Below are 22,981 nucleotides of genomic sequence, written 5' to 3' on the forward strand. Positions count from 1 at the left end.
CCGGTGCCGGCCCTCGACCGGGCGGGCCGGCACCGGCCCCGACCGGTCGGGTCAGGCTGTGTGGTCGACGACGACCTTGCCGAAGACGTCCCCCGAGTGCAGGCGCGTGAACGCCTCCGTCACCCGGCTGAACGGCACCACGCTGTCCACCACCGGGCGCAGGCCCCGCTCGGCGCAGAACGCGAGCAGCTCGGTCAGTTCGGCCGGGGTGCCCATCGAGGTGCCCAGGATCTCCAGCTGCATGGCGAAGACGCGACGCAGGTTGACCGCCGGCTCGTGCCCGGAGGTGGCGCCGGAGACGACGATCCGGGCCATCGGGGCGGCCGACTTCAGCGAGTGGTCGAAGGTGGCCGCCCCGACCGTCTCGACCACCACGTCCACCCGCTCCGGCAGCCGCGCCCCGGGCTCCAGCGCGGTGGCCCCGAGCGCGGCGATCCGCTCCCGCTTGGCGGCGTCGCGGCTGGTCGCGTACACCCGTTTGCCCATCGCGACGGCGAGGGCGACGGCGGCCGTGGCCACGCCACCGCCCGCACCCTGGACGAGCACGGCGTCGGCCTCGGCCACCCGCCCCTTGGTGGTGAGCATCCGCCACGCGGTCAGCCACGCCGTGGGCAGGCAGGCCGCGTCGGCCGGCGTGAGGCCCGCCGGCAGCGGCAGCAGGTTCGACCGGGGTACGGCCACCCGCTCGGCGAGCGTGCCGGGGAAGTGCTCGGAGAGGATGGACACGCCGCGCGGGTCGCCCGGGGTGACGACCACCGGGTAGACGACCACCTCGTTGCCGTCCGGGTCGACCCCGGCGGCGTCGCAGCCGAGGATCATCGGCAACTGGTCGGCGCGGAGCCCGACCCCGCGCAGTGACCACAGGTCGTGGTGGTTGAGCGAGCTTGCGGTGACCTGCACGGTCACCCAGTCGTCGTCCGGGTGGACGGGCTCGGGCCGGTCACCGACGGTGAGGGCGGCGAGCGGGTCGGTGTCGTCGAATCGGGAGGCGAAGGCGGCACGCATGATCGGCACCGTAACAAGCTGAGCGGTCGTTCAGAAGGGTTCCGACGCGCGTCACGCCCCCGGACGGTGGCCGGCGGCCCGACCGTCCCGGGGCTGGTCCGTGCACCGGAACCAGCCCCGGAACCGGCCGGGCTCAGGCGCGGGCGACGCCGTCGCGGCGGGCGGCCTCGGCGACCGCCGCGGTCACGGCCGGCGCGACCCGCGGGTCCAGTGGCGAGGGCACGATCGCGTCCGCCGTCAGCGCCTCGGCGACCACGGAGGCGATGGCATCGGCGGCGGCCACCTTCATGCCCTCGGTGATCCGGGTGGCACGGGCGTCCAGCGCGCCCCGGAACACGCCGGGGAAGGCCAGCACGTTGTTGATCTGGTTGGGGTAGTCGCTGCGGCCGGTGGCGACCACCGCGACGTGCCGGGCGGCCACCTCGGGATGCACCTCGGGGGTGGGGTTCGCCAACGCGAAGACGATGCCGCCGGGGGCCATGCCGGCCACCGCGTCCTCCGGGATCTGCCCGCCCGAGACGCCGATCAGCACGTCCGCGCCGCGCAGCGCCTCGGTCATGTCACCCTGGCGGCCGTCGGCGTTGGTCAGCTCCGCCAGGTCGGCCTTGGTGCCGGTGAGGCCGTCGCGGTGCCGCCCGAGGATGCCCCGGGAGTCGCAGACCACCACCTGGTCGGGGTTCACTCCCCCGGCCACCAGCATCTTCGTCACGGCCACGCCGGCCGCGCCGGCCCCGCTGACGGCCACCCGCAGGTCGCCCAGTTTCCGGTCGAGCAGGGTCGCGGCGTTGCGCAGGGCGGCGAGCACCACGATCGCGGTGCCGTGCTGGTCGTCGTGGAAGATCGGGATGTCGAGTTCCTCGTCGAGCCGGCGCTCCACCTCGAAGCAGCGCGGGGCGCTGATGTCCTCCAGGTTGATCCCGCCGAACGAGGGCGCCAGCGCCTTCACCACCGCGACGATCTCGTCCACGTCCTGCGTGTCCAGGCAGACCGGTACCGCGTCGACCCCGCCGAACTGCTTGAACAGCACGGCCTTGCCCTCCATCACGGGCAACGCGGCACGCGGGCCGATGTTGCCCAGCCCGAGCACGGCGGAGCCGTCGGTGACGACGGCGACGGTGTGCGACACCCACGTGTAGTCGGCGGTGAGGCTCTCGTCGGCGGCGATGGCCTCGCAGACCCGGGCCACGCCGGGGGTGTACGCGAGGGACAGGTCTTCCCGGCTGGTGAGCGGGACCGTCGAGGTGACGGCCATCTTGCCGCCCCGGTGCAGCCGGAAGACGGGATCAGCGGGGTCCACGGTGGACGGTGACATGGTGACTCCAGGATTCGTCGAGCAACTGGACCGGCCGGTCGGGCGCGAGGTGAGGCGGCGAGCGGCGGCGCACGGTGCGGGGGGTCACCCGGACACTTCCGAGCATAGTGTCGTGTGTGGGTCCCCGATGTGAGCAGGGTCATACCCGCTTCGGTCGCACCCGTCCAGGGTCGGGCCAGTAGCGGGCGACCACGCGCCCGAGCACGTCCGCCGGCCCGTACGCCCGCGAGTCGTCGGTGACCAGGTCGTTGTCGCCGCGCAGCCACCAGCCGCCGGCCTCGGGGCGTACCGCGCGCTTGACCACGAGCAGGTCCGGCCGGGCACGGAAGACCGCCACCACCACGTCTCCGGGCCGGACCGGGCGCCCACCGGGGCGGACCAGCACGGCGTCGCCGTGGCGCAGGGTCGGCGACATCGAGGGGCCGGTCACCAGGACGGCGGTGAGTGGCCGGCGCAACCGCGGGACGGGCATCCGGTTTCACCTCCAGCCACCTCGGGGAGCACCTCCAGGAGTAATGTCGTCTTGGATCATCGCAAACTTCCCATGGAGGATCCCGATGCGACTTCCACGCATCCTTGCGCCGCGCGTGACCGCGAGCGCCCACTGCGACCTGCCCTGCGGTGTCTACGACCCGGCACAGGCCCGGATCGAGGCCGAGTCGGTCAAAATGATCTGCGAGAAGTACCAGGCGAACAACGACCCCGAGTTCCGCACCCGCGCGATCCTGATCAAGGAGCAGCGCGCCGATCTGGTGAAGCACCACCTGTGGGTGCTGTGGACCGACTACTTCAAGCCGCCGCACTTCGAGAAGTACCCCCACCTGCACCAGTTGTTCAACGAGGCCACCAAGCTGGCGGGGGCGGCCGGCGCCAAGGGCGCGACCGACCCGACCAAGGCCGACGAACTGCTGCAGAAGATCGACGAGATCTCCAAGATCTTCTGGGAGACCAAGCAGGCGTGAGCCGGCCCGGCCCGGCACCGACCACGGCCGGCACGCCACGTGGCGTGCCGGCCGTGGTCGTCACGGTGACGGCCCCCGCCCGCCCGGCCCCCCGAGCGGGTAGAGTCCCCGACCGGGGGGATGAGCCGTGACTCAACTGACCGGGCAACTGATGACCGACGACGACGTGGTGCTGCTCACGGTGCCTGCCGACGGCGGATACCTCGGCGTGCTGCGCACCGCCACCGCGGGTCTCGCGGCCAGGCTGCAGTTCGCCCTCGACGAGATCGAGGATCTGCGGATCGCAGTCGACGAGGCGTGCGCCATGCTGCTCGCCATCGCCACCCGGGACGCCGAGCTGGACTGCCGGTTCGCGGTCACGGAGGACGCGTTGACGGTCGAGGTGACCGTGCCGACGGTTCGCGGCGCGACGCTGCCCGCCGAGTCGTCCTTCGCCTGGAAGGTGCTCACCGCGCTGACCACGTCGGCTGCGGCGAGCGCCACCGACGGGCGGGCGACCATCTCCCTGCTGACCCGCCGCGCCTCGGGCTGGTGACGGCCCCGCCGGGGCAACGCCCCGGCGTCACCGCAGGCCGAAGGCCCGGGTGGTGGGCGGGCTGACCAGCAGCCAGGTGACGCCGAGGCCGAGTGCGATCAGGGGTGCGCCCAGCCAGCCCAGTCCCCCCTGGATCATGAACCAGCCGATCGGCAGCAGCATCAGTTGAAGCACGATCGCCGGGGCCCGAGCGGCTGCCCGGCGACGCAGCAGCGCCCCGCCCAGCGCCCAGAGCGCCGCCGCCACGCCGAGCGCGAACGCGGTCACCAGCAACGCCGACGGCAGGTCGGTGGTGGTGGCGGTGAGGTCCGCCCACACCAGCCAGGCCGCGACCAGCCCCACGGCGACGGCCTCACCCCGCACCAGGCGCACGGCCCAGCGGAGCGTGACGGGAATCAGGTCGGAGTCGATGGTCACGGGGGCCACGATACCGGTGGGGACGCGCGGTACAGTGCCGCGCATGCGCGCCGTCCTGGTGGTCAATCCGAAGGCCACCACCACCAGCGAACGCAGCCGGGACGTGCTGGTCCGGGCACTGCGCAGTGAGGTCGATCTCTCCGTGCGGTACACCCGGCGGCGGGGTCACGCCACGACTCTGGCCCGTGAGGCGGCGCAGGAGGGCGTGGACCTGGTCGTCACCCTGGGTGGCGATGGCACGGTCAACGAGGTGGTCAACGGCCTGATGACGGCGACACCGCCGGCCGGTGCCGCCGGGGCCACGGTGGCCGAGCGGCTGCCGGCCCTGGCGACCGTGCCGGGCGGTTCGACCAACGTCTTCGCCCGCGCGCTGGGGCTGCCCCGGGAGTGGCCGGAGGGGACCAGCATGATCCTGGAGGCGCTGCGGCTGGGGCGGCACCGGACGATCGGGCTGGGTCGCGCGGACGACCGCTACTTCACCTTCTGCGCCGGGTTCGGGGTCGACGCGGCGGTGATCCACCGGGTGGAGGAGGCGCGTCGGCGCGGGCGGGTCTCCACTCCGGCGCTGTACTTCCGTTCCACCGTGGCGCAGTACTTCCTCGGCTCCGACCGGCGGCATCCGGCGATCTCGCTGGACCGACCGGGCGAGCCGGCGGAGGAGGAGCTGGCAACGATCATCGTGCAGAACACGGCACCGTGGACGTACCTGGGCGACCGGGAGGTGAACCCGAATCCCGAGGCGTCGTTCGACCTCGGCCTCGACGTGCTGGCCCTTCGACAGCTCCGGGTTGCCAGTACGACACGCACAGTGACGCAGTTCTTCGCCCGTCAGCCCGATCCGCACGGCCGTCAGGTGCTCCGGCTGCACGACGTGGCCGAGTTCACGCTGTTCGCGCGGCGTCCGCAGGCGTTTCAGCTCGACGGCGACTATCTTGGTGAGCGGGAAAAAGTCAGATTTACCTCCGTGCCGGCCGCACTGAGAGTAATCTGCTAGGTCTCGGGTACCTCACCCGGTGGACGCGGTCGCCACACCCCCGGCGACACGACGACCGCCACACCGAACCGGTGCCGGAAATGTCAGCAATGTCACGCGGACTGTACTATATTGATCCTCGACTGTGGTAAGCCGGGTCGCCAGAGCGCTCTGGAATCCGGGCAAATGGGTTGTGGGCTTGCTCACCGCGCGGAGTTTTTCCGAGCGCCACCCTTGACATCGCGTGAGTTCGTGAAAGTATTCACAAGCGACTTGAGTTACCGGGACATTGCCTGGAGAAGCTCGGCAGGTTGAGCCGTTCCAGCAGGTCCCCGGGTCCGAAAGACTGCTCACGCAATGCCGAATGGGCGAACGCGAACCGTAACCAACGGCACTGCAGCGCATAAAGAAAAGTACGACCTGCAATATCTGCCACCCATCCAGAATGAGGAGTGTTGCCGCCATGGACTGGCGTCACCATGCTGTCTGCCGCGACGAGGACCCGGAGCTGTTCTTCCCGATCGGGACGTCCGGTCCGGCTCTCCTTCAGGTCGAGCAGGCCAAGGCCGTCTGCCGGCGCTGCTCCGTGACCGACCAGTGCCTCCAGTGGGCACTCGAGTCGGGTCAGGACGCCGGCGTCTGGGGCGGGATGAGCGAGGAGGAACGGCGCGCCGTCAAGCGCCGTGGTGGCCTCCGGGTGCTGCGCGCTCACTCCGCCTGATCAACCCCACGAAAGCCGACACGCCCCGGCGGGCTCAGCCCGCCGGGGCGTTGCGCTGCCCGGGTTCGGCGTCGACCCGCCGCAACACCAGTTCCGCCAGTTCGGGAGCGTCGGTGAGCGGGTCCGCCACGGCCACCGCGCCCGCTTCCCGGGCCGTCGCCAACACCGCGTCGTGGAACAGGCCGGGTGCCAGGAAGTACGCGGACACCGCCACCCGACGCGCGCCCCGGCTCCGCAGCCGGGCCACCGCCACCCCGGCGGCCGGCGGGGCCGCCGAGGCGTACGACACGCGGGTGGGCACGCCCAGCGCGCTGCCCAGCGCCGCGGCGGCCCGCCCCACCGAGGCCCGCGCCGCCGCGTCCCGGGTGCCCGCCGCCGCGAGCACCAACGCGTCGATCGGGCCCGGCCGCGCCTCCGTCAGCCGCCGCCGCAGGCCGGCCAGCAGGACGTCGTCCACCTCGCCGCCGGCCGGCCCGAGCACGTCGGTCACCCGCACCGCCAGCGGCGGACCGGACTCGCGGGCCGCGGCCACCGCAGCGGGGATGTCCACCCGCCGGTGATAGGCGGCGGTCAGCAGCAACGGCACCAGGACGGCCCGGGGGTGGCCCGCCGTGGCCAGTTCCCGCAGCACCTCGGTCGGCCCGGGTTCGGTGTGGTCGAGCCAGCTCGGCAGCACCGGCAGACCCGGCCGGGCGGCGGCCACCGCCCGGGCCAGGGCTCGGGTGGCCGCCGCCGCCCGCGGGTCACGACTGCCGTGCGCGACCAGCACCACCGGCTCGGGGCCGCTCAGACGTGCAGCCCGCACTCGGTCTTCTCGAACATCGCCCACCGGCCGGCGCGCGGGTCCTCCCCCGCCTTGGTGCGGCGGGTGCAGGGCCAGCAGCCGACCGAGCCGTAGCCCTGCCGGAACAACTCGTTGACCGGCACGTTCCAGCGGGCGACGTACGCGTCCACGTCCTCCTGCTTCCAGGCGGCGATCGGGTTCACCTTGACCCTGCCCCGGCGGGCGTCGAAGGTGACCACCGGTGTGTTCGCCCGGGTCGGCGACTCGTCGCGGCGCAGTCCGGCCGCCCAGGCGTCGTAACCCGCGAGCGCCCGCTCCAACGGCTCCACCTTGCGCAGCTGGCAGCACTCGTCCGGGGAACGGTTGAACAGCCGGGGGCCGTACTCGCCGTCCTGCTGGCCCACGGTCAGCCGGGGGCGGATCGACCGTACGGTCACCGGCAGCGTCCGGGCCACCTCGTCGCGCACCCGCAGCGTCTCGGGAAAGTGCAGGCCGGTGTCGAGGAAGACGACGTCGACCCCGGGCGCGACCCGGGACACCAGATGGGCCAGCACGGCGTCGGCCATCGAACTGGTCACACAGAACCGGTCGCCGAACGTCTCGGCCGCCCATCGGGCGATCTCCAGGGCCGGTGCGCCCTCCAGCTCACGGCCGGCCCGCTCGGCAAGCGCCCGCAGTTCCTCCGGGTCGCGGCGAGTGGGATCGGCAGCGGCCGGGGCGGCGACCCCGACCAGGTTCAGGTTCGCGGCGGAGAGCAGCTTCACCGGGTCACCGCCCGGGACAGCAGGCCGGAGAACTTCACGGTGAACACCCGGGCGCAGGCGTGGCACTCCCAGGCCCCGTGCCCGGCCTCGCTCGGCCGCAGGTCCTCCTCGCCGCAGTACGGGCAGTACAGCGGTGCGGAACGGGTTTCGCTCATCTGAGTTCCTCCTCGTCGACCCTGATCACCCACTGGGCGAACGCCTCACCCTCGGTCCGGCCGGCCAGGTAGCGGCGGGCCAGCCGTTCGACGTACTCGGGAAGTTCGTCGGCGGTGGTCTTCAGGCCGCGCAGCTTGCGGCCGAACCCCGCGGTCTGTCCCTGCGCCATCCCCAGGCCACCGCCGAGGTGCACCTGGAAGCCCTCGACCTGCCGGCCGTCCGGCCCGGTCACCAGTTGGCCCTTGAGGCCGATGTCGGCGATCTGGGTGCGGGCGCAGGCGTTGGGGCAGCCGTTGAGGTGAATGGAGATGTCGGCGTCGAAGTCGCGCAGCCGCTGCTCCAGGCGGGCCACCAGCTCCTCGCCGCGCGCCTTGGTCTCCACGATCGCCAGCTTGCAGAACTCGATGCCCGTGCAGGCCATGGTGCCCCGCCGCCAGGCCGACGGGCGGGCCTCCAGACCGATCTCGCGCAGCGCCGCGACCAACGGCTCCGTCCGCTCCTGCGGCACGTCGAGCACCAGCAGCTTCTGGTACGGGGTGAGCCGCACCCGGCCGCTGCCGTGCGCCTCGACCACGTCGGCGAGCCGGGCGAGCTGGGTGCCGGAGACGCGGCCGACCACCGGGGCGGCGCCGACGTAGTACCGGCCGTCGCGCTGCCGGTGTACGCCGATGTGGTCGACGGGCTTGTCCGGCAGCTGCGGGGCGGGCCCGTCGAGCAGGGTCCGGCCCAGGTACTCCTTCTCCAACACCTCGCGGAAGCGTTCCACGCCCCAGTCGGCGACCAGGAACTTCAGCCGCGCCCGGTGGCGCAGCCGGCGGTAGCCGTAGTCGCGGAAGATGCCCACCACGCCCGCCCACACGTCGGGCACCTCGGCCAGCGGCACCCACACGCCGAGGCGCTGCGCCAGCATCGGGTTGGTGGACAGCCCGCCGCCCACCCACAGGTCGAAGCCGGGCCCGTGTTCCGGGTGGTCGACGCCGAGGAAGCCGATGTCGTTCGCCTCGTACGGGGTGTCCACCAGCCAGGAGATCGAGGTCTTGAACTTGCGGGGCAGGTTGGAGTACTGCTTGTCGCCGACGTACCGGCTGACGATCTCGTCGATCGCCGGCGTCGGGTCGACCAGCTCGTCGGCGGCCACGCCGGCGACGGGGCTGCCCAGCACGATGCGGGGGCAGTCGCCACACGCCTCGGTGGTCTGCAGGCCGACCGCCTCCAGCCGGCGCCAGATCTCCGGCATGTCCTCGACCCGGATCCAGTGGTACTGGATGTTCTGCCGGTCGGTGATGTCGGCGGTGTCCCGGGCGAACTCCCGGGAGATCTCCGCGATCGTCCGCAGCTGGGCCAGGTCGAGCTGGCCGCCGTCGATGCGGACGCGGAGCATGAAGAACTCGTCCTCCAGCTCGTGCGGCTCCAGCACGGCGGTGCGCCCGCCGTCGATGCCGGCCTTGCGCTGGGTGTAGAGGCCCCACCAGCGGAACCGGCCGCGCAGGTCCTGCGGGTCGATCGAGGCGAACCCGCGGTGGGCGTAGATGCTCTCGATCCGGGCCCGCACGTTCAGCGGGTCGTCGTCCTTCTTGATCCGCTCGTTGGGGTTGAGCGGCTCGCGGTGACCGAGCGCCCACTGACCCTCGCCCCGGGGGCGGCGGGGCGCCCTCGCGGGACGCGCCGACGGGTCCCCGGGCCTGGCCGGAATGCTGCTGACCGCCATCGCGGCGTCCTCCGTTGGGTTGCTGGTGCCTCGTGGGCTGAGCGGACGCGGCGGCCGGCCCGGCGAAGGGGCCGTGGACGGCGATGTCGTTGACGGCCGGCGCGCACCGCGCCCGAGACAGATTGGTCGGGCGTCGTCAGTGGGCCGGACAGATCGCGCTGCGTACGCGGCCGTAATCGACGTGGCGGCGGGCCACGAAGCGGCGGACGACAGCGGAGGTCATGGGCTCATGCTGCCACACCCCCACCCGCCGGGCCAATGAGCGCATGCCGGATCCCACATCACGGGCTGTCGATCGCCGGGCGTCGTTGCGCTGTCGGGGGCATCCGGACCCGCGACTGCGCCGCGCCGGGTGTGACAGGCTCGGACGGTGAGCGAAATGTCCGGAAGGTCGCCGGCGGGGCCGGGGCGGGGCGTCACCGTCCCCCGTCCGCACATCCCGATCTGGCTCCTCCCGGCCCTGCTCACGCTCGCCGTCACCCTCACCGGGCTCGACCGGGCCCCGCTCTGGCGCGACGAACTCGCCACCTGGAGCGCCGCCACCCGGGGGGTCACCGGGCTGGTGCGGCTCGCCGGCACCATCGACGCCGCGACCGGCCCCTACTACCTGCTGATGCACGGCTGGATCGCCGCCGTCGGCGACTCCCAGGCCACGCTGCGCCTGCCCGCCGCGCTCGCCATGGCCGGCACCGCCGGGCTGACCGCCGTCCTCGGCGAACGGCTGGCCGGCCCGCGTACCGGGCTGCTCGGCGGGCTGCTGTTCGCGGTGCTGCCGGGCACCTCCCGGTACGGGCAGGAGGCCCGCCCCTACGCGCTGGCCGCACTGTTCGCGGTTCTGTCCACGCTGCTGCTGGTGGCGGCACTGCACCGGGGCGGTCCCGCCCGCTGGACCGGGTACGCCGCGGCGGTCACCGGCCTGGGCCTGACCCATCTGGTCGCGCTCACCCTGCTCGCCGCCCACGCCCTCGCGGTGCTGGCCGCCCGCCGGGGCCCCCGGTCGACCGCGTGGTGGTTGCTCGCCCTGCTTCCGGCGGCGCTGGTGCTGACGCCCCTCGCGCTCGTCGCCCGGGGGCAGCGCGCCCGGCAGCTCGCCTGGGTGGATCCCGCCCGGCTGGCCGACCTGTCGGCACTGCCCGGCGGGGTGGTGCAGAGCGGCGCGGCGGGCGGCCTGCTGGTCGGTCTCGCCGCCCTCGGCGCGGCACGTCTCGGCCGGCGCGGGCTGCTGCCGGTCGCCTGCGTGGCGCTCCCGGTGCTGGCGGTCTTCGCCGCCGGGCTCGTCGTGGCGCTGTGGGTGCCCCGCTACCTGGTCTTCGTGCTGCCCTTCGCCTGTCTGCTGGCCGGCGCGGCGCTGACGACTGTGCGGCTGCCGGCCGCCCTGGCCGTGCTGCTGCTGGCTGGTGCGCTCGGGCTGCCGGACCAGGCCGCGCTGCGCCGCACCCACGAGTGGCCGCGCAGCGCCGGGGTCGACTACCGGGGCGCGGCGGCGGTGGTGGCCGCCGGGGCGCAGCCGGGCGACGCCGTCGTCTACGAGCCCCGGGACAGCTGGCTCTTCCTCGATCTGGGTCTGCGCTACCACCTGCGGGGGCGGACCCCCCGGGACGCGCTGCTGGCCGAGGACGCGGCCCGTCGGGGTGACCTGTGGGCCGCCGAGTGCGACCGCCCGGCCGACTGCCTGGCCGGCGTCGACCGGGTCTGGCTGGTGTTGGCCGGGCGTCGGTCCGACCCGCTGGCGGCGGTGCCCGGGGCGAAGGGGGCCGCCCTGCGGGCGGACTACACGGTGGTTCGGGTGCAACAGCCCGACGGGCTCACGGTCGCCCTGCTCACCCGCTGACCGGGTGGCATCGCCTCCCTGACGGCGGCCCTGGACGCCCGCGGCGCGCACCGGCAGCCGCCCCCGCACCGGACGGCCGGGGACGGTTGCCGTCACGCGGGCGAGGTCAGCCGCCCGGACGGCCCTCGGGAGCGCCGCCGCGGGCCAGCGGAACCACGAGCACCGCCTCCGTGCCGCACTCGGCGCCGTCGCGCAGCTCGATGCTGCCGCGCAACTCCCCGGTGACCAGGGCGCGCACGATCTGCAGGCCGAGGTTGCCGCCGCTGTCGGCGTCGAACCCGTCCGGCAGTCCCCGGCCGTTGTCGACCACCGACACGTGCAGCATCTTGCGGAACCGGTGCGCCGACACCACCACCTCGGGGGCGACCGTCGCCGGCTCGGCCGACGCGGTGCCGTCCTCGGCCGGCGGGAACCCGTGCTCGACGGCGTTGAGCAGCAGCTCGTTGAGCACCATGACCAGCGAGGTGGCGACCTCGGCGGGCAGCACCCCGAAGCTGCCCCGCCGGCGCATGCCGATGGCCCGTTCGGTCGCCGCCACCTCCGTCGCCGCACTGGCCACCCGGTCGACGATGCCGTCGAACTCGACCGCCTCGTCGCTGGACATGGACAGGGTCTCGTGCACGAGGGCGATGGAGGCGACCCGGCGGACCGACTCCTCCAGGGCCACCCGCGCCTCGGGCATCGACACCCGGCGGGCCTGCAACCGCAGCAGCGCCGCGACGGTCTGGAGGTTGTTCTTCACCCGGTGGTGGATCTCCCGGATGGTGGCGTCCTTGGTGATCAGGGCGCGGTCTCGGCGGCGTACCTCGGTGATGTCGCGGACCAGGACCAGCGCTCCGATCGGCACCCCCGCGGGCATCAGTGGCAGGGCCCGGGTGAGCATGGTCGCTCCCCGGGCGTCGATCTCGCGACGCGGCGGCGCCTCGCCGCGCAGCGCGGCGAGGATGCCGTTGGCCGCGTCGGTGCCCTCCAGCGGGTCGCCGGCGAGCCGGCGGTGCAGCGCCGCCAGATCCTCACCCACCAGGTGGGAGGCGTAGCCCAACCGGCGGTACGCGGACTGCGCGTTGGGGCTGGCGTAGGTGACCTTGCCCCCGGCGTCGAGCCGGACCAGCCCGTCGCCGACCCGGGGCGCCGAGGTGGTCTCTCCCGGGTGCCGGGGCGGCGGGAAGGTGCCGTCGGCGATCATCTGCGCGAGGTCGTCGGCGGTGGTCAGGTAGTTCAGCTCCAGCTGGCTCGGGGTCCGGGCGGTGGACAGGTTGGTGTCCCGCCCGACGACGGCGACCACCTCGCCGGCCTCCCCGTCGGCGGTGCGCAGCCGCACCGGGATCGCCTCGTGCCGGGCCGGCACGTCGCCGTACCAGACCGGGTCGCCCTCCCGCCAGATCCGCCCCTGCCGGTAGGCGACCTCCAGGTGGGCCACCTCGGGCCCGCCCACGATCCGGCCCACCTGGTCGTCCTGGTAGGCGGTGGGCGCGGTCGTGGGGCGGACCTGGGCGACGCAGAGGAAGCCGCCGTCGCCGTCCACCGGCACCCACAGCAGCAGGTCGGCGAAGGACAGGTCGGACAGCAACTGCCAGTCGCCGGCGATCCGGTGCAGATGGTCGATGTCGGCCGGGCGGAGGTGGGTGTGCTCCTCGGCGAGGTCGCGCAGCGTGGACACGCCCCACAGCGTGCCACGTCGTCGTTCACATCGTCGCGGTGACCTTCTTCAGCCCGCGCGGGGAGTCGGGATCCTCACCCCGGGCCAGCGCCAGGGCGAGCGCCAGCCGCTGCAACGGCAGGATGTCCAGCAGCGGGGCGTAGCGCTCGTCGACCTCGGGGACGGCCATCCGGGTGGCGCCCCCGACCTCGGCCGAGCCGACCACCACCACGTCGGCGCGGCGCTCCCCGAGCCGGGGCAGCACCTCACCCATGGACCGCCCACCCGGCCCGGAGCCGACCACGGCGAGCACCGGAACGTCCGGGTCGGTCATCGCGAGGGGGCCGTGCAGCAGGTCGGCGCCGGAGAAGGCCAGCGCCGGCAGGTACGAGGTCTCCATCAGTTTCAGCGCCGCCTCCCGGGCGGTCGGGTACGCGTACCCCCGGCCGGTGGTGACGAGTTGCGCCGCGAACCGGTAGCGCGGGGCGAGCCGGGTCGGGGTGGGGTCGTCCAGGGTGCGGGCGGCCAGGTCGGGCAGGGCGGCGAGGGCGGCGCGCTCCTCGGCGGGCAGTGTTCCGTCGCCACCGGCCCGGACGCCCTCGACGAGCATCAGCAGGGCGAGCAGTTCGGCGGTGTAGGTCTTCGTGGCGGCCACCGCACGTTCGTGGCCGGCGGCGATGTCGACGCTCAGTTCGGCGACGTCGGCCAGCGGCGAGTCGGGGGCGTTGGTGACCGCGAGGGTCAGCGCGCCGGACGCGCGGGCGCTGCGCAGCACCTCGGCGAGGTCGGGCGAGCCGCCGCTCTGGCTGACCCCGACGACGAGCGCGTCGGACAGGTCGGGCCGGGCGCCGTAGACGGTGACGACGCTGGGCGAGGCGAGCCCGGCGGGCAGCCCGAGCCGGATCTCGGTGAGGTAGGCCCCGTAGAGCGCGGCGTGGTCGGAGGTGCCCCGGGCGGTGAACACGACGTGCCGGGGGCGGCGTTGCGCCACGACCGCCGCGACGTGGGCGATCTCGCGGGCGTGGTCGGTGGAGAGCAGGCGCGCGTAACCGGCGGGCTGCTCGTCGATGTCGGCGGCCATGCCGGCCCCTGGACGCGTCACGGAAGCTCCTCCCACTGCGCGTTCGCCGCGCGTTTGCTGCTCAGTCTTGCATGTTTGATCTAGATCAAGCAATCGAACGAGCAGAATCGAACAGGTGATCACCAAAGTGAGGCGAGATCACCTACGCTGTCGCCGCACCGCACCCGACGAGCGAGAGGACGACGTGGCCGAGGGAACGGACGACCGTGCGCTGCCGGCGTCGGAGGAACTGACCCTGGCCCGCCGGGCGCTGGTCGACGGTGACCTGACATCCGCCGCCGGTCACGTCGCCGCCGCCCTCGCCCAGGCCCCGACCCTGCCGGAGGTCCACGAGATCCTCGCCCGGCTCGCCGCAGCCGGCGGCGAGGACGCCCTGGACCTCTTCCCCCTGCAACACCACACCTTCGTCGGCACCGTCGTCGCCCGCGCCCACCTGCTGGCCGCCGCCGGTCGGCCCGCGGAGGGCCTGGACCTGCTCGTCGCCGCGACCGGGCACACCCCCACGGCCGACTGGGCGGGGGTGCCCTGGGTGACCGCCCCCGAGCTGGCCGACCGGCTCGACCCGGAACGGTCCGCCCGGATCCTCATGCAGGTCTGCGCCGCCGTGCCCGACCCGGTGCCCCGTCCGCAGCGGGCCGCACTGGCGGCCTACCTCACGCTGGCCCGCAACGCGATCACCGTCCACCCCGGGCACGGCCTGCTGCTGGGCGCGGCGTCCGCGCTGGCCCGGCGGGTCGGCGAGGCGGCGCTCGCGGTCCGCTGGGCCGAGCGGGGGGTACGCGCCGAGCCGTCGAAGATCGGCGAGGTGTGGCTCGGGTACGCGCTGCGCAGCGCCGGCCGGGTCCGGGAGGCGGTGGCGGCGCTGCGCCGAGCCGTCGGCCACGATCCCGACGACCTGTCCGTCTACGCCGACATCGCCGGCACCCTGGCCGACCACGGCCGCCTCGACGAGGCCCTCAGCTGGGTGGACCGGGCGCTGGCCCGGGACCCGTCCTTCGACTGCGCCGTGCACACCGCCCACCGGCTGCGCTTCCAGCGCGACGGCGACGTGGCCCACCTGGTCGCGCTGGCGGACTTCGTGCGTGACCACCCCGACGACACCCACGAGCACGGCGACCTGGCCGAGTGCTGCCGGTCCCGGCCCTGGCTCGGTCAGGTCGCCCCGGCCGAGGGAGTGCTGCCGGAGGCGCTGCGGCAGATCGTGGCCGACGACCACGGCGGCCTCGGCTCGGCCGTCCTGCTCCGTACGCCCCCGCCGCCCAGCGCGCTGCGTACCGCGTCCTGGATCTCGCCCGGACTGCGCGTGGAGGTTCCCGAGCCCGACGGACCGGACCCGCGCGAACCCCGGCGATCGACCACCCGCCCGCTGTGGCGCTACGACGACGGGGTTCCCGTGCCCGCGCTGCCCGCGCCCACCCCGGAGGCGGCCCGGCGGCTGCGGGAACTCGCCCACCCGGCCTGGCAGCACCCGCCCGCGGCCTACGACGCGGCCGTCGGCCTGGCCACCCTCGACCTGGCGGATCTGCTCGGCCTGCTGGTGCATCCGCCCGAGCCTCCGCCGACGGCGCTGGGCCGGGTGCTGGCCACGCAGGACCCCAGCCTGTGGATCCGCAGCGCGCAGGTCTGGGCGTGCCTCGGCCTGTTGCACCACAACACCGACGAGCCCTGGGCCGGCTCGACCCGGCGACGGGTGCTGCGGGAGCTGATCTGGGACGTCGAGGACTGGATCACGGAGGCCGCCCTGTTCGCCCTGGTCACCGCCGCCTGGGTGGATCCGGGGGCACGCCCCGACGTGGCCCGTACGGTGGCGGCACGGCTGGCCGACGCGGTCGAGGTGGCGCAGTCCCGCCAGGTGCCGATCGCCGTCTCGCTGGCCCACCTGGCCCTGGCCACCCCGGAGTTGGACCCCGACACCCGCGCCGTGGCCCGCGCCCTGGCCGGTGCAGCGCAGCGACGCCGTGGGGGTCGGCTCCGCCGCCTCCTGCGCGCCCTCCGGTGGCGGCGGAGCTGACCGGCTCCGTCAGACGGCGGGCGCCTTGGCGAGCGCGGTCCCGGCCTGCTCCTCCTCCGTCGCCCCGGGCGGGGGCTCGTTGACGGTACGCAGCGGAATCTCCCGGATGAACCAGGCGAGCGCCGGCACCGCCAAGGTGAACAGCACCGCCCACCAGAACACGTGCGAGATGGCGTCGGCGAGACCACCGAGGACCACGTCGCGGGCCGCCGCCGGCAGCGCCCGGAGCTGTTCCAGGTCCATCGCCGCGCCAGCCTCACCACCGCCGCCGAACGCCGCCCCGGCCGGCGAACCGCCGAGCCGGTTGGCGAAGATCGCGCCGAACAGGGAGATACCCAACGAGCCGCCGATCGAGCGGAAGAAGGTGGCGGCACCGCTGGCCGCCCCCAGGTCCTTCTGCGCCACACTGTTCTGCGCGATCAGCATGGTGGTCTGCATCAGGAAGCCCATGCCGACACCCAGCACCACCATGTAGAGCGCGGACTCCGTCCTGCTGGTGTCCACGTCGAGCAGGGTGAGCAGCCCCAGGCCCAGGGTCATCACCACACCGCCGACGATCGGGTAGACCCGGTAGTGCCCCGTCCTGGTGATCGCCCGGCCGACCACCAGCGAGACGACCAGCATGCCGAACATCAACGGCAGCAGCAGCAGCCCGGAGTCGGTGGCCGAGGCGCCCTGCACGGTCTGCTGGTAGAGCGGGAGGAAGTTCATCGCGCCGAACATGGCGAAGCCGAGCAGGAAACCGACCAGCGAGATCAGCGCGAAGTTGCGGTTGGTGAACAAACCGAGCGGCAGGATCGGCTCGACGGCCCGGTGCTCGACCAGGCCGAACGCCACGAGGGCGACCAGGGCCAGCGCGGCGAGGCCGAGGATCTGCGGGGACGCCCAGGCGTACTCGTTGCCACCCCAGGTGGTCATCAGCACGATCGCGGTGATGCCCACCGAGAGCAGCGCGGCACCCAGCCAGTCGATCCGGTGCACGGTGCGGTGTCTCGGCAGCCGCAGGGTGGCGAGCAGCAGGACCAGGGCCACACCCCCGAGGGGCAGGTTGACGTAGAAGGCCCAGCGCCAGGAGAGGTTGTCGGTGATGAAGCCGCCGACCAACGGCCCGGCCACCATGGCGACGGCCATGATGCCCGCGATCATGCCCTGGTAGCGGCCCCGCTCGCGGGGCGGCACGAGGTCGCCGATGATCGCCATGACGCCGACTATCAGACCGCCGCCGCCGAGGCCCTGGAGGGCGCGGAAGGCGATCAGCTGGACCATGCCGCTGTCCGGGCCGCCGAGCACGCCCGAACCGGCCATGCCGCAGAGGGCCGAGCCGGCCAGGAAGACCACGACGGCGGTCAGGAAGACGGACCTGCGACCGTAGAGATCGCCGAGCTTGCCCCAGATCGGGGTGGAGACGGTGGTGCCCAGCACGTACGCGGTGACCACCCAGGTGAAGTGGTCGAGGCCGCCGAACTCGCCGACGATGCGCGGCAGGGCAGTGCTGACGATCATGTTGTCGAGCATCGCCAGCATCATGGCTATCATCAGGCCGAACAGCACCAACCGGATGCGGGGTCGTGCCACGGTCTGGTCTGACTGAATCATCGGTAGGCTCCCCCGAGAGTTTTGCCGCACTTACTTGCCGCCCGGTCAGTGACCTTACTAGCCGCACGGCAAGTTGGAGGCGAGGTCCGATCAAACGAGTTGGGTGGTGCGGGTGAGCCAGAGCACAGGCGGCACGCGGGAGCGGATCAAGGCCGTCGCGCTGGAGCTCTTCACCGAGCAGGGCTACGAGGCGACGTCACTGCGGGAGATCGCCGAACGGCTGGGTGTGACGAAGGCCGCCCTCTACTACCACTTCAAGAGCAAGGACGAACTCGTCACCAGCTTCGTCGAGGACCGCTTCGGTCGGATGGACGAGCTGATCGCCTGGGCCGAGTCACAGCCCGTGAGCGCCGCCACCCGACGCGCCGTCGTCGGCCGGTACGCCGACACCATGTTCGCCGGCGAACAGCCCGCCGTGATGCGCTTCTTCGAGCAGAACCAGACGGTGCTGAGGAGCCTGCCGGCCGGCCGGGACCTGCGGGAGCGCATGCTGCGCCTGGCGAGCACGCTGTGTCGGGGTGACGAATCCCCCAGCGGTCAGCTACGGGCCACCCTGGCCCTGTTCGCCGTGCACAGCAGCTGGTTCGCCGTCCGCAGCCCCGGCATCACCGACGCCGAGCGCAAGCGGATCGCCCTGGAGGTCGCCGACGAACTCCTCGCCGGGATCGGCGAACACTCCCCACCCCCCACCGCCGCCTGACCGCGCCCGGCGAGCCGGGCGATCAGGCCGGCCAGGGTGGCGTGGACCCCCTGCGTGCGGCCGGTGCAAGAAGCGAGGGTGGTCAGGTGGGTCAGCGCAGCGGGGTCAGGGTGAGACGCAGGGCCAGCAGGTCGACACCGGGCAGCGGGGACCAGTCCTTCTCGGGCAACCGGACGAAGCCGCGCCGCTCGTAGAGGCGGTGGGCGGACTCGGCGAAGCCGCTGCGGACGCAGATCACCACGGCCGAGCACCCCAGCCCGGCAGCCCGCGACACGCACGCCTCGACCAGCGCCGCCCCCGCGCCCCGACCCTGCGCCGACGGATCCACCGCGAGCATCCGGAACTCGGCCTCCCCGGGCCCGGACAACTCGGCGTAGGGACTGCCCGGCAGCACGAAGGTGACCGAGCCGAGCAGGTCGCCGGCAGCCTCGTCGACCGCCACCAGCACCTCGCCGTGCGCGGCACGACCCACCACGTCGGCCAGCACGTCGGCGTACCCGTTCTCGCCCTTGAGCTGACCGTCCGCCTCGTACGCGGCCACGGTCAGCCGGGCCACCTTCGGGAAGTCGACCGCCTCGGCCCGCCGAACCTGGACGCCTGTCAACCGATCACCGCGATGAGGTCACCGTCCTGCACGACGTCGCCCTCGTTCACGGCGAGCTGCTGCACGACGCCGTCGGACTCGGCGACCACCGGAATCTCCATCTTCATCGACTCCAGGATCACCAGCGTGTCCCCCTCCGACACGCTGTCCCCGGCCGACGCGACGACCTTCCAGACGTTCGCCACCATCTCGGCGCGGATCTCCTCGGCCATGTCCGGCCCTCCCTCTCGCGAATGCTGCGACGTATCCAATCATGCGGCGGCCCCCCGTGGGCGCGGAGCGGCGTTCGTGCCCTTCTCGGGATCCACTCAACCGGCCGCACTAGCATCAGCGGGTCGGACCCCGGCACCGGGCGGCCCGCGTGTACGCCGACGCCGAGGGTCGCGCAGACGGTCCGACCATCACGAGGAGGTCAGCATGGCGAAGAAGGCCCGCAAGAAGAAGGCCCGTAAGAAGAGCGCCGCCAACCACGGCAAGCGCCCCAACTCCTGATCGGGGGGCCGGTCACGGCCCGACGCGGATCAGACGACGAGACCGGTGGCCCGGGTCGGCATGTCGACCCGGGCCACCGGTCCGCGTGATTCCGTCGCGGTCAGTCGGCGAGTTCGCGCGACTCGCTGCTCTCGAAGACGACCAGCTCGCTGATCCGTACCCGGAGCCGCTCGCGCAGCTCGTCGGGCGCGGACTCGTTGCCGCAGCAGCGGGCGACGAGCGCCTTGACCTCCTGCTCGATGCCGTACTCGCGCAGACACGGGCCACACTCGTCGAGGTGGTGCCGGATCAGGGTGCGCCGTTCCTCGGCGCACTCCAGGTCGAGGTAGAGGTAGACCTCGGCGATGACCTCGCGGCAGTCCGTCTTGTGCGGATCTCCACAGCTCACGTCACACCTCCCGGCCGGCGGCAGCGGTGGAGCCCTTCGACGACGCCGCACCGGAGAACCCGCGCTCCGCGGCGTAGCCCTCCAGTAGCTTGCGCAGATTGCGACGACCGCGGTGCAGCCGCGACATCACCGTGCCGATCGGCGTACCCATGATGTCGGCGACCTCCTTGTAGGAGAAGCCCTCGACATCGGTGAGGTAGACAGCCAGGCGGAACTCCTCCGGTAGCTGCTGGAGTGCCTCCTTGACGTCGCTGTCGGGCAGCCGGTCCAGCGCCTCCGTCTCGGCCGAACGCAGGCCACTGGAGGTGTGCGACTCGGCCTCGGCGAGCTGCCAGTCGGTGATCTCGTCGGTCGGCGCCTGGACCGGCTGGCGCTGCCGCTTGCGGTAGGAGTTGATGTAGGTGTTGGTCAGGATGCGGTACAGCCAGGCCTTGAGGTTCGTGCCCTCCTCGAACTGGTGGAAGGCCACGTACGCCTTGAGGTACGTCTCCTGGACCAGATCCTCGGCATCCGCCGGGTTGCGGGTCATCCGCAGACCGGCTGCGTAGAGCTGATCGACGAAGGGCATTGCGTCCCGCTCGAAGCGGGCCCTGCGCTCGTCCGTCTTCTCGGTGGTCAACCGCACATCCCCTCGCGTCGGATGCTGTCCCGCCGAGGATACGCGCACGGACCCGTCGGCCGACTCGGTTCCGACAGGTGTGCCCCCGCTCACCGCCGGTACCGCCGCGGGCCACTGCGGGCCGTCGAGCAGCCGCCGCAGCCGCCGCACCCCCCGTTCGTCCCGTTCCCGGTTCCGTGTCTCGATCGGCACCGGTCACCCCCTCCGCCACTCGTGTCCTCCGAGGGGTGCAACGCGACCGCAGGGGCGGGACATTCCGGATGCTCCGGCCCCGTTCCTGGTCCCGGCCCCGACGGGGTGCCGACGCTGGGACCAGGAAGGGCCTGGGAGGGACGGTACGACCGCCCGAACCGGGCGGGCGGCACCATCGGATGCAACGACCCTGCGCCGCCGCCGGACACGGGCTGCGGGGACCGCGAGGGACGCGGCGACCCCGGCATCATCCCGGGCGTCGGGCCCGCGCCCGGCGGCGTCGACGACCACCGGGCACCCGACCCGCCAGCACCGCCCCCGGGGTCGGCCCTCAGCCGCGCGTCCAACCCCGTGCGCGCAGCCAGTCGACCACCAGGGCGGCGGTGCCCGGGGGATCGCCGCGCAGGTCGTGGCGCTCCCCCGGCCGGGTGACGACCCGCACCTGCGGCCCGGGTTCCGGCACCCCGAACGGATCCCGGTCACCGTTGACCACGAGGGTGGGCAGGCCGGTGCCCAGTTCGGCGGCCCGCGTCCGCTCCGGCCGACCGGGCGGGTGCAGCGGGAAGGCCAGCGCGACCACCCCCGCGGCCCCGACGGCGGTCGCGGTGCGGCAGGCCACCCGCGCTCCGCTGGACCGTCCACCCACGAGCAGGGGTACGCCGCCGTGCCGCCGGCGGAGCACGGCCAGCACGGTCGTCCACGCCTCGTCGAGGTGTCCTGCCGGCGCGGGTGCCCGCCGACCGGCGACCCGGTACGGCTGTGTCACCCGGGCCACGACCAGGCCGGCTCCGATCGCGGCGGTCCGCAGGGCGACGAGATCCGGCGCGTCCACGTCGCCGCCGGCCCCGTGCCCGAGCACCAGCAGGGCGGTCGGTGGCCCGTCCGGCTGGTCGGTGTCCACCCGGGCCGGCCCCCGTGGGGTGTCGACGTCGTCGGTCTGCGGCACCGGCCCATTGTGCCTGCCACCCCGCCTGACGAGCTGCCGTCAGCAACCGACCGCCCGAACAGGGGCACCCGGCCCGGCGTCGTCAGCTCAACGGGACGAGGGTGAGCAGTCGGTCCCGGACCGGCGGGCCGGCCTCGGCCGCGGCGTCCGGATCGGGTTGCACCTCGGTGCGCCAGGCGACGAGCATCGCCCGGCGTTCGCGCGGGGTGGTGCCGCCCCACACGCCGTGACAGTCACCGACCTCCAACGCCCAGGCCAGGCAGGAACCCTGCACGTCGCAGCCGCGGCAGAGCGCCACGGCGACGTCGGCGGGCTCGTTCGGCGCCGGAAAGAACGTTTCCGGGTCGACGCTCTGGCAGGTTCCCCTTGTTCGCCACGCTTCGTCCTGTCGGCGCTCGCGCAACGCCCGCAGCAGTCGCGGATCTCGGCGTGCGGCAGCCACCTCGTGCGGGCGGGGCATACGCGCCCGTGTCATCCACCCACCTCCCCCGTGGGACCGGCAAGCTCGATGAGCATCGTTCGCCCCGTGCGAATCGACGCCCACCACCGGCGCTGTGTTCTATCGCACTTGACCGTGGGGGGACAAGGCTTTCCCGCGAGGTTGGGGTGATCACCACGCGACGTTTCGCCAGGAAACCTGGCAAATCACACCCGCCAATGTCTTTCGGTGTCAGAAGAGCGTCATATCCTCCGGGTCCTCCGCCCCGTCTACCGGCACCCGGGCCACGAGCCCCGGCCCGTCGTTGCGGACGTTGCCCACCGCCGGCCCCACCGGGCGCACCTCCAGGCCGGCGAGCCAGCTCACCGGAGGCGGTGCCAGCAGGTCCTCCGGGCCCGCGGCACGCCCCCCGCCCGCACCACGCCCGCCGGCACCACCACCGGTGTCACCGCCGGCACCACCGCTGTCACCGCCGAGCCAGGCCGACCAGCGGTCGGCGGGCAGCAGCAGCGGCATCCGGTCGTGCACCCCGGCCAACTCCCCGACCGCCGCCGTGGTCAACACACTGCACGTCACCAGCGGGCCGGCCGGGCCGTCCCACACCGACCAGATGCCGGCGAACGCGAGCACCGAGCCGTCCCGCGGGGTCATGTAGTACGCCTGCCTGGCCCCATCCGAGGCGCGGACCCACTCGTACCAGCCGTCGGCGGGGACCAGGCAGCGCCGACGCGCGAAGGCTCCGGCGTACGCCCGACTGGTGGCCACCGTCTCGGCGCGGGCGTTGATCATTCGGGCGGCGCCCGCGGACGAGCGGGACCACGGCGGCACCAGTCCCCAGCGGCCGAGGGTGAGCGAACGGTGGCCCGCGGAACTGACGCGGACCAACGGCACCGGATCGGTCGGGGCGACGTTCCAGTCGGGCGCGAGTCGCCCGTCGGTCTCGTCGACGGACTCGAACACGGCACTCAGGTCGCCCGCGCCCCGGGTCGTGGCGTACCTCCCGCACATGACCCACACGCTAGCGCGCGGACGCGCCACCGGCTGTCCCGTCCACCGGGAGCGGCGCTGCCGGCAGGCACCACGAGGCGTCCCGGCACGGCAGAATG

The 22,981-nt window shown here is 73.4% G+C and carries 26 protein-coding genes; 8 read left to right on the forward strand and 18 right to left on the reverse strand.

Annotated features, from left to right (window positions below):
- Positions 1–51 precede the first annotated feature (51 nt).
- The 3 genes from GA0070616_RS07930 to GA0070616_RS07940 all read right to left on the reverse strand — a co-directional run bounded on the left by GA0070616_RS07930 (position 52) and on the right by GA0070616_RS07940 (position 2,789).
- A complete protein-coding gene (locus GA0070616_RS07930; RefSeq protein ID WP_175440008.1) occupies positions 52–1,014 on the reverse strand; it encodes a zinc-binding dehydrogenase in 963 nt (320 codons plus the stop codon).
- Between the two features lie 124 nt (positions 1,015–1,138).
- On the reverse strand, positions 1,139–2,317 hold the full coding sequence (locus GA0070616_RS07935; RefSeq protein ID WP_091078694.1) for an NAD(P)-dependent malic enzyme: 1,179 nt from the start codon (positions 2,315–2,317) through the stop codon (positions 1,139–1,141).
- A 139-nt stretch (positions 2,318–2,456) separates the two neighbouring features.
- Complete coding sequence (locus tag GA0070616_RS07940; protein ID WP_091078697.1) at positions 2,457–2,789, reverse strand: S24/S26 family peptidase; 333 nt, start codon at positions 2,787–2,789, stop codon at positions 2,457–2,459.
- 85 nt (positions 2,790–2,874) lie between these two features.
- On the opposite strand from GA0070616_RS07940, the gene sodN reads away from it, so the two are divergent.
- Both sodN and GA0070616_RS07950 read left to right on the forward strand, forming a co-directional pair.
- Positions 2,875–3,279 carry a superoxide dismutase, Ni gene (gene sodN, locus GA0070616_RS07945; RefSeq protein ID WP_091078700.1) on the forward strand — a complete coding sequence of 135 codons (405 nt, stop codon included), beginning with the start codon at positions 2,875–2,877 and terminating at the stop codon, positions 3,277–3,279.
- A 127-nt stretch (positions 3,280–3,406) separates the two neighbouring features.
- Entirely contained in the window at positions 3,407–3,814 is a 408-nt protein-coding gene (locus GA0070616_RS07950; RefSeq protein ID WP_091078704.1) for an ATP-binding protein, read from the forward strand.
- 27 nt (positions 3,815–3,841) lie between these two features.
- Here the strand turns inward: GA0070616_RS07950 and GA0070616_RS07955 are convergent, their stop codons facing one another.
- Positions 3,842–4,231, reverse strand: a complete 390-nt coding sequence (locus GA0070616_RS07955) for a hypothetical protein (RefSeq protein ID WP_091090205.1) — start codon at positions 4,229–4,231, stop codon at positions 3,842–3,844.
- Between the two features lie 43 nt (positions 4,232–4,274).
- On the opposite strand from GA0070616_RS07955, the gene GA0070616_RS07960 reads away from it, so the two are divergent.
- Entirely contained in the window at positions 4,275–5,225 is a 951-nt protein-coding gene (locus GA0070616_RS07960) for a diacylglycerol/lipid kinase family protein (RefSeq protein WP_091078709.1), read from the forward strand.
- A gap of 442 nt (positions 5,226–5,667) precedes the next feature.
- Positions 5,668–5,925: a WhiB family transcriptional regulator gene (locus GA0070616_RS07965; protein ID WP_007072794.1), complete on the forward strand. Its 258-nt coding sequence runs from the start codon at positions 5,668–5,670 to the stop codon at positions 5,923–5,925.
- 34 nt (positions 5,926–5,959) lie between these two features.
- Here the strand turns inward: GA0070616_RS07965 and GA0070616_RS07970 are convergent, their stop codons facing one another.
- The 4 genes from GA0070616_RS07970 to GA0070616_RS07980 are packed head-to-tail and all read right to left on the reverse strand — an operon-like array spanning position 5,960 to position 9,337.
- Positions 5,960–6,730: a sirohydrochlorin chelatase gene (locus tag GA0070616_RS07970; protein ID WP_091078713.1), complete on the reverse strand. Its 771-nt coding sequence runs from the start codon at positions 6,728–6,730 to the stop codon at positions 5,960–5,962.
- Positions 6,712–7,473: a phosphoadenylyl-sulfate reductase gene (locus GA0070616_RS07975; RefSeq protein WP_091078717.1), complete on the reverse strand. Its 762-nt coding sequence runs from the start codon at positions 7,471–7,473 to the stop codon at positions 6,712–6,714. Before GA0070616_RS07975 ends, GA0070616_RS07970 begins: the two co-directional genes overlap by 19 nt.
- Positions 7,470–7,628, reverse strand: a complete 159-nt coding sequence (locus GA0070616_RS28025) for a hypothetical protein (protein WP_175440009.1) — start codon at positions 7,626–7,628, stop codon at positions 7,470–7,472. Before GA0070616_RS28025 ends, GA0070616_RS07975 begins: the two co-directional genes overlap by 4 nt.
- On the reverse strand, positions 7,625–9,337 hold the full coding sequence (locus GA0070616_RS07980) for a nitrite/sulfite reductase (RefSeq protein WP_091078720.1): 1,713 nt from the start codon (positions 9,335–9,337) through the stop codon (positions 7,625–7,627). The genes GA0070616_RS28025 and GA0070616_RS07980 overlap by 4 nt, the downstream gene beginning before the upstream one ends.
- 379 nt (positions 9,338–9,716) lie before the next feature.
- Here GA0070616_RS07980 and GA0070616_RS07985 point away from each other — a divergent pair, with 379 nt between their 5' ends.
- Positions 9,717–11,168 carry a glycosyltransferase family 39 protein gene (locus GA0070616_RS07985; protein ID WP_091078724.1) on the forward strand — a complete coding sequence of 484 codons (1,452 nt, stop codon included), beginning with the start codon at positions 9,717–9,719 and terminating at the stop codon, positions 11,166–11,168.
- Positions 11,169–11,274: 106 nt separating this feature from the next.
- Here the strand turns inward: GA0070616_RS07985 and GA0070616_RS07990 are convergent, their stop codons facing one another.
- A complete protein-coding gene (locus tag GA0070616_RS07990; protein WP_091078728.1) occupies positions 11,275–12,828 on the reverse strand; it encodes a sensor histidine kinase in 1,554 nt (517 codons plus the stop codon).
- A gap of 25 nt (positions 12,829–12,853) precedes the next feature.
- On the reverse strand, positions 12,854–13,888 hold the full coding sequence (locus tag GA0070616_RS07995) for an SIS domain-containing protein (protein WP_091078731.1): 1,035 nt from the start codon (positions 13,886–13,888) through the stop codon (positions 12,854–12,856).
- 184 nt (positions 13,889–14,072) lie between these two features.
- Between GA0070616_RS07995 and GA0070616_RS08000 the strand changes: the two genes are divergently transcribed.
- Positions 14,073–15,899, forward strand: coding sequence for a tetratricopeptide repeat protein (locus GA0070616_RS08000; protein ID WP_091078735.1), 1,827 nt, complete (start codon positions 14,073–14,075; stop codon positions 15,897–15,899).
- A 9-nt stretch (positions 15,900–15,908) separates the two neighbouring features.
- Here GA0070616_RS08000 and GA0070616_RS08005 read toward each other — a convergent pair whose 3' ends face one another.
- Entirely contained in the window at positions 15,909–17,495 is a 1,587-nt protein-coding gene (locus tag GA0070616_RS08005) for an MDR family MFS transporter (RefSeq protein ID WP_091078739.1), read from the reverse strand.
- A gap of 112 nt (positions 17,496–17,607) precedes the next feature.
- On the opposite strand from GA0070616_RS08005, the gene GA0070616_RS08010 reads away from it, so the two are divergent.
- On the forward strand, positions 17,608–18,195 hold the full coding sequence (locus tag GA0070616_RS08010; protein WP_091090208.1) for a TetR/AcrR family transcriptional regulator: 588 nt from the start codon (positions 17,608–17,610) through the stop codon (positions 18,193–18,195).
- 91 nt (positions 18,196–18,286) lie between these two features.
- Here GA0070616_RS08010 and GA0070616_RS08015 read toward each other — a convergent pair whose 3' ends face one another.
- The gene (locus GA0070616_RS08015; RefSeq protein WP_091078742.1) at positions 18,287–18,799 is read right to left on the reverse strand and encodes a GNAT family N-acetyltransferase; all 513 of its coding nucleotides are present in this window, start codon (positions 18,797–18,799) and stop codon (positions 18,287–18,289) included.
- On the reverse strand, positions 18,796–19,011 hold the full coding sequence (locus tag GA0070616_RS08020; RefSeq protein WP_091078745.1) for a biotin/lipoyl-binding carrier protein: 216 nt from the start codon (positions 19,009–19,011) through the stop codon (positions 18,796–18,798). Before GA0070616_RS08020 ends, GA0070616_RS08015 begins: the two co-directional genes overlap by 4 nt.
- 205 nt (positions 19,012–19,216) lie before the next feature.
- Here GA0070616_RS08020 and GA0070616_RS29425 point away from each other — a divergent pair, with 205 nt between their 5' ends.
- Positions 19,217–19,291 carry a 50S ribosomal protein bL37 gene (locus tag GA0070616_RS29425; protein ID WP_370461611.1) on the forward strand — a complete coding sequence of 25 codons (75 nt, stop codon included), beginning with the start codon at positions 19,217–19,219 and terminating at the stop codon, positions 19,289–19,291.
- Positions 19,292–19,391: 100 nt separating this feature from the next.
- Here GA0070616_RS29425 and rsrA read toward each other — a convergent pair whose 3' ends face one another.
- The 5 genes from rsrA to GA0070616_RS08050 all read right to left on the reverse strand — a co-directional run bounded on the left by rsrA (position 19,392) and on the right by GA0070616_RS08050 (position 22,883).
- Positions 19,392–19,679: a mycothiol system anti-sigma-R factor gene (gene rsrA, locus GA0070616_RS08030; protein ID WP_091078753.1), complete on the reverse strand. Its 288-nt coding sequence runs from the start codon at positions 19,677–19,679 to the stop codon at positions 19,392–19,394.
- 1 nt (position 19,680) lies between these two features.
- Positions 19,681–20,490 (reverse strand): sigma-70 family RNA polymerase sigma factor, encoded by an 810-nt coding sequence (locus tag GA0070616_RS08035; RefSeq protein ID WP_091078757.1) that lies wholly within the window; start codon positions 20,488–20,490, stop codon positions 19,681–19,683.
- A gap of 331 nt (positions 20,491–20,821) precedes the next feature.
- On the reverse strand, positions 20,822–21,436 hold the full coding sequence (locus GA0070616_RS08040) for an alpha/beta hydrolase family protein (RefSeq protein ID WP_091078761.1): 615 nt from the start codon (positions 21,434–21,436) through the stop codon (positions 20,822–20,824).
- Between the two features lie 82 nt (positions 21,437–21,518).
- Positions 21,519–21,911 (reverse strand): WhiB family transcriptional regulator, encoded by a 393-nt coding sequence (locus GA0070616_RS08045; protein ID WP_091078764.1) that lies wholly within the window; start codon positions 21,909–21,911, stop codon positions 21,519–21,521.
- Between the two features lie 195 nt (positions 21,912–22,106).
- Entirely contained in the window at positions 22,107–22,883 is a 777-nt protein-coding gene (locus GA0070616_RS08050) for an SOS response-associated peptidase (RefSeq protein ID WP_091090211.1), read from the reverse strand.
- Between the last annotated feature and the right edge of the window lie 98 nt (positions 22,884–22,981).

Source organism: Micromonospora nigra (assembly GCF_900091585.1).
GTDB classification, from domain to species: Bacteria; Actinomycetota; Actinomycetes; order Mycobacteriales; family Micromonosporaceae; genus Micromonospora; species Micromonospora nigra.

What these genes read in the sequence shown, in the direction of transcription:
- GA0070616_RS07935 (WP_091078694.1), bottom strand. Translation starts at nt 2,317, where the DNA reads ATGTCACCGTCCACCGTGGACCCCGCTGATCCCGTCTTCCGGCTGCAC.
- GA0070616_RS07940 (WP_091078697.1), bottom strand. Translation starts at nt 2,789, where the DNA reads ATGCCCGTCCCGCGGTTGCGCCGGCCACTCACCGCCGTCCTGGTGACC.
- sodN (WP_091078700.1), top strand. Translation starts at nt 2,875, where the DNA reads ATGCGACTTCCACGCATCCTTGCGCCGCGCGTGACCGCGAGCGCCCAC.
- GA0070616_RS07960 (WP_091078709.1), top strand. Translation starts at nt 4,275, where the DNA reads ATGCGCGCCGTCCTGGTGGTCAATCCGAAGGCCACCACCACCAGCGAA.
- GA0070616_RS07965 (WP_007072794.1), top strand. Translation starts at nt 5,668, where the DNA reads ATGGACTGGCGTCACCATGCTGTCTGCCGCGACGAGGACCCGGAGCTG.
- GA0070616_RS28025 (WP_175440009.1), bottom strand. Translation starts at nt 7,628, where the DNA reads ATGAGCGAAACCCGTTCCGCACCGCTGTACTGCCCGTACTGCGGCGAG.
- GA0070616_RS07980 (WP_091078720.1), bottom strand. Translation starts at nt 9,337, where the DNA reads ATGGCGGTCAGCAGCATTCCGGCCAGGCCCGGGGACCCGTCGGCGCGT.
- GA0070616_RS07985 (WP_091078724.1), top strand. Translation starts at nt 9,717, where the DNA reads ATGTCCGGAAGGTCGCCGGCGGGGCCGGGGCGGGGCGTCACCGTCCCC.
- GA0070616_RS07995 (WP_091078731.1), bottom strand. Translation starts at nt 13,888, where the DNA reads ATGGCCGCCGACATCGACGAGCAGCCCGCCGGTTACGCGCGCCTGCTC.
- GA0070616_RS08005 (WP_091078739.1), bottom strand. Translation starts at nt 17,495, where the DNA reads ATGATTCAGTCAGACCAGACCGTGGCACGACCCCGCATCCGGTTGGTG.
- GA0070616_RS08020 (WP_091078745.1), bottom strand. Translation starts at nt 19,011, where the DNA reads ATGGCCGAGGAGATCCGCGCCGAGATGGTGGCGAACGTCTGGAAGGTC.
- GA0070616_RS08045 (WP_091078764.1), bottom strand. Translation starts at nt 21,911, where the DNA reads ATGACACGGGCGCGTATGCCCCGCCCGCACGAGGTGGCTGCCGCACGC.
- GA0070616_RS08050 (WP_091090211.1), bottom strand. Translation starts at nt 22,883, where the DNA reads ATGTGCGGGAGGTACGCCACGACCCGGGGCGCGGGCGACCTGAGTGCC.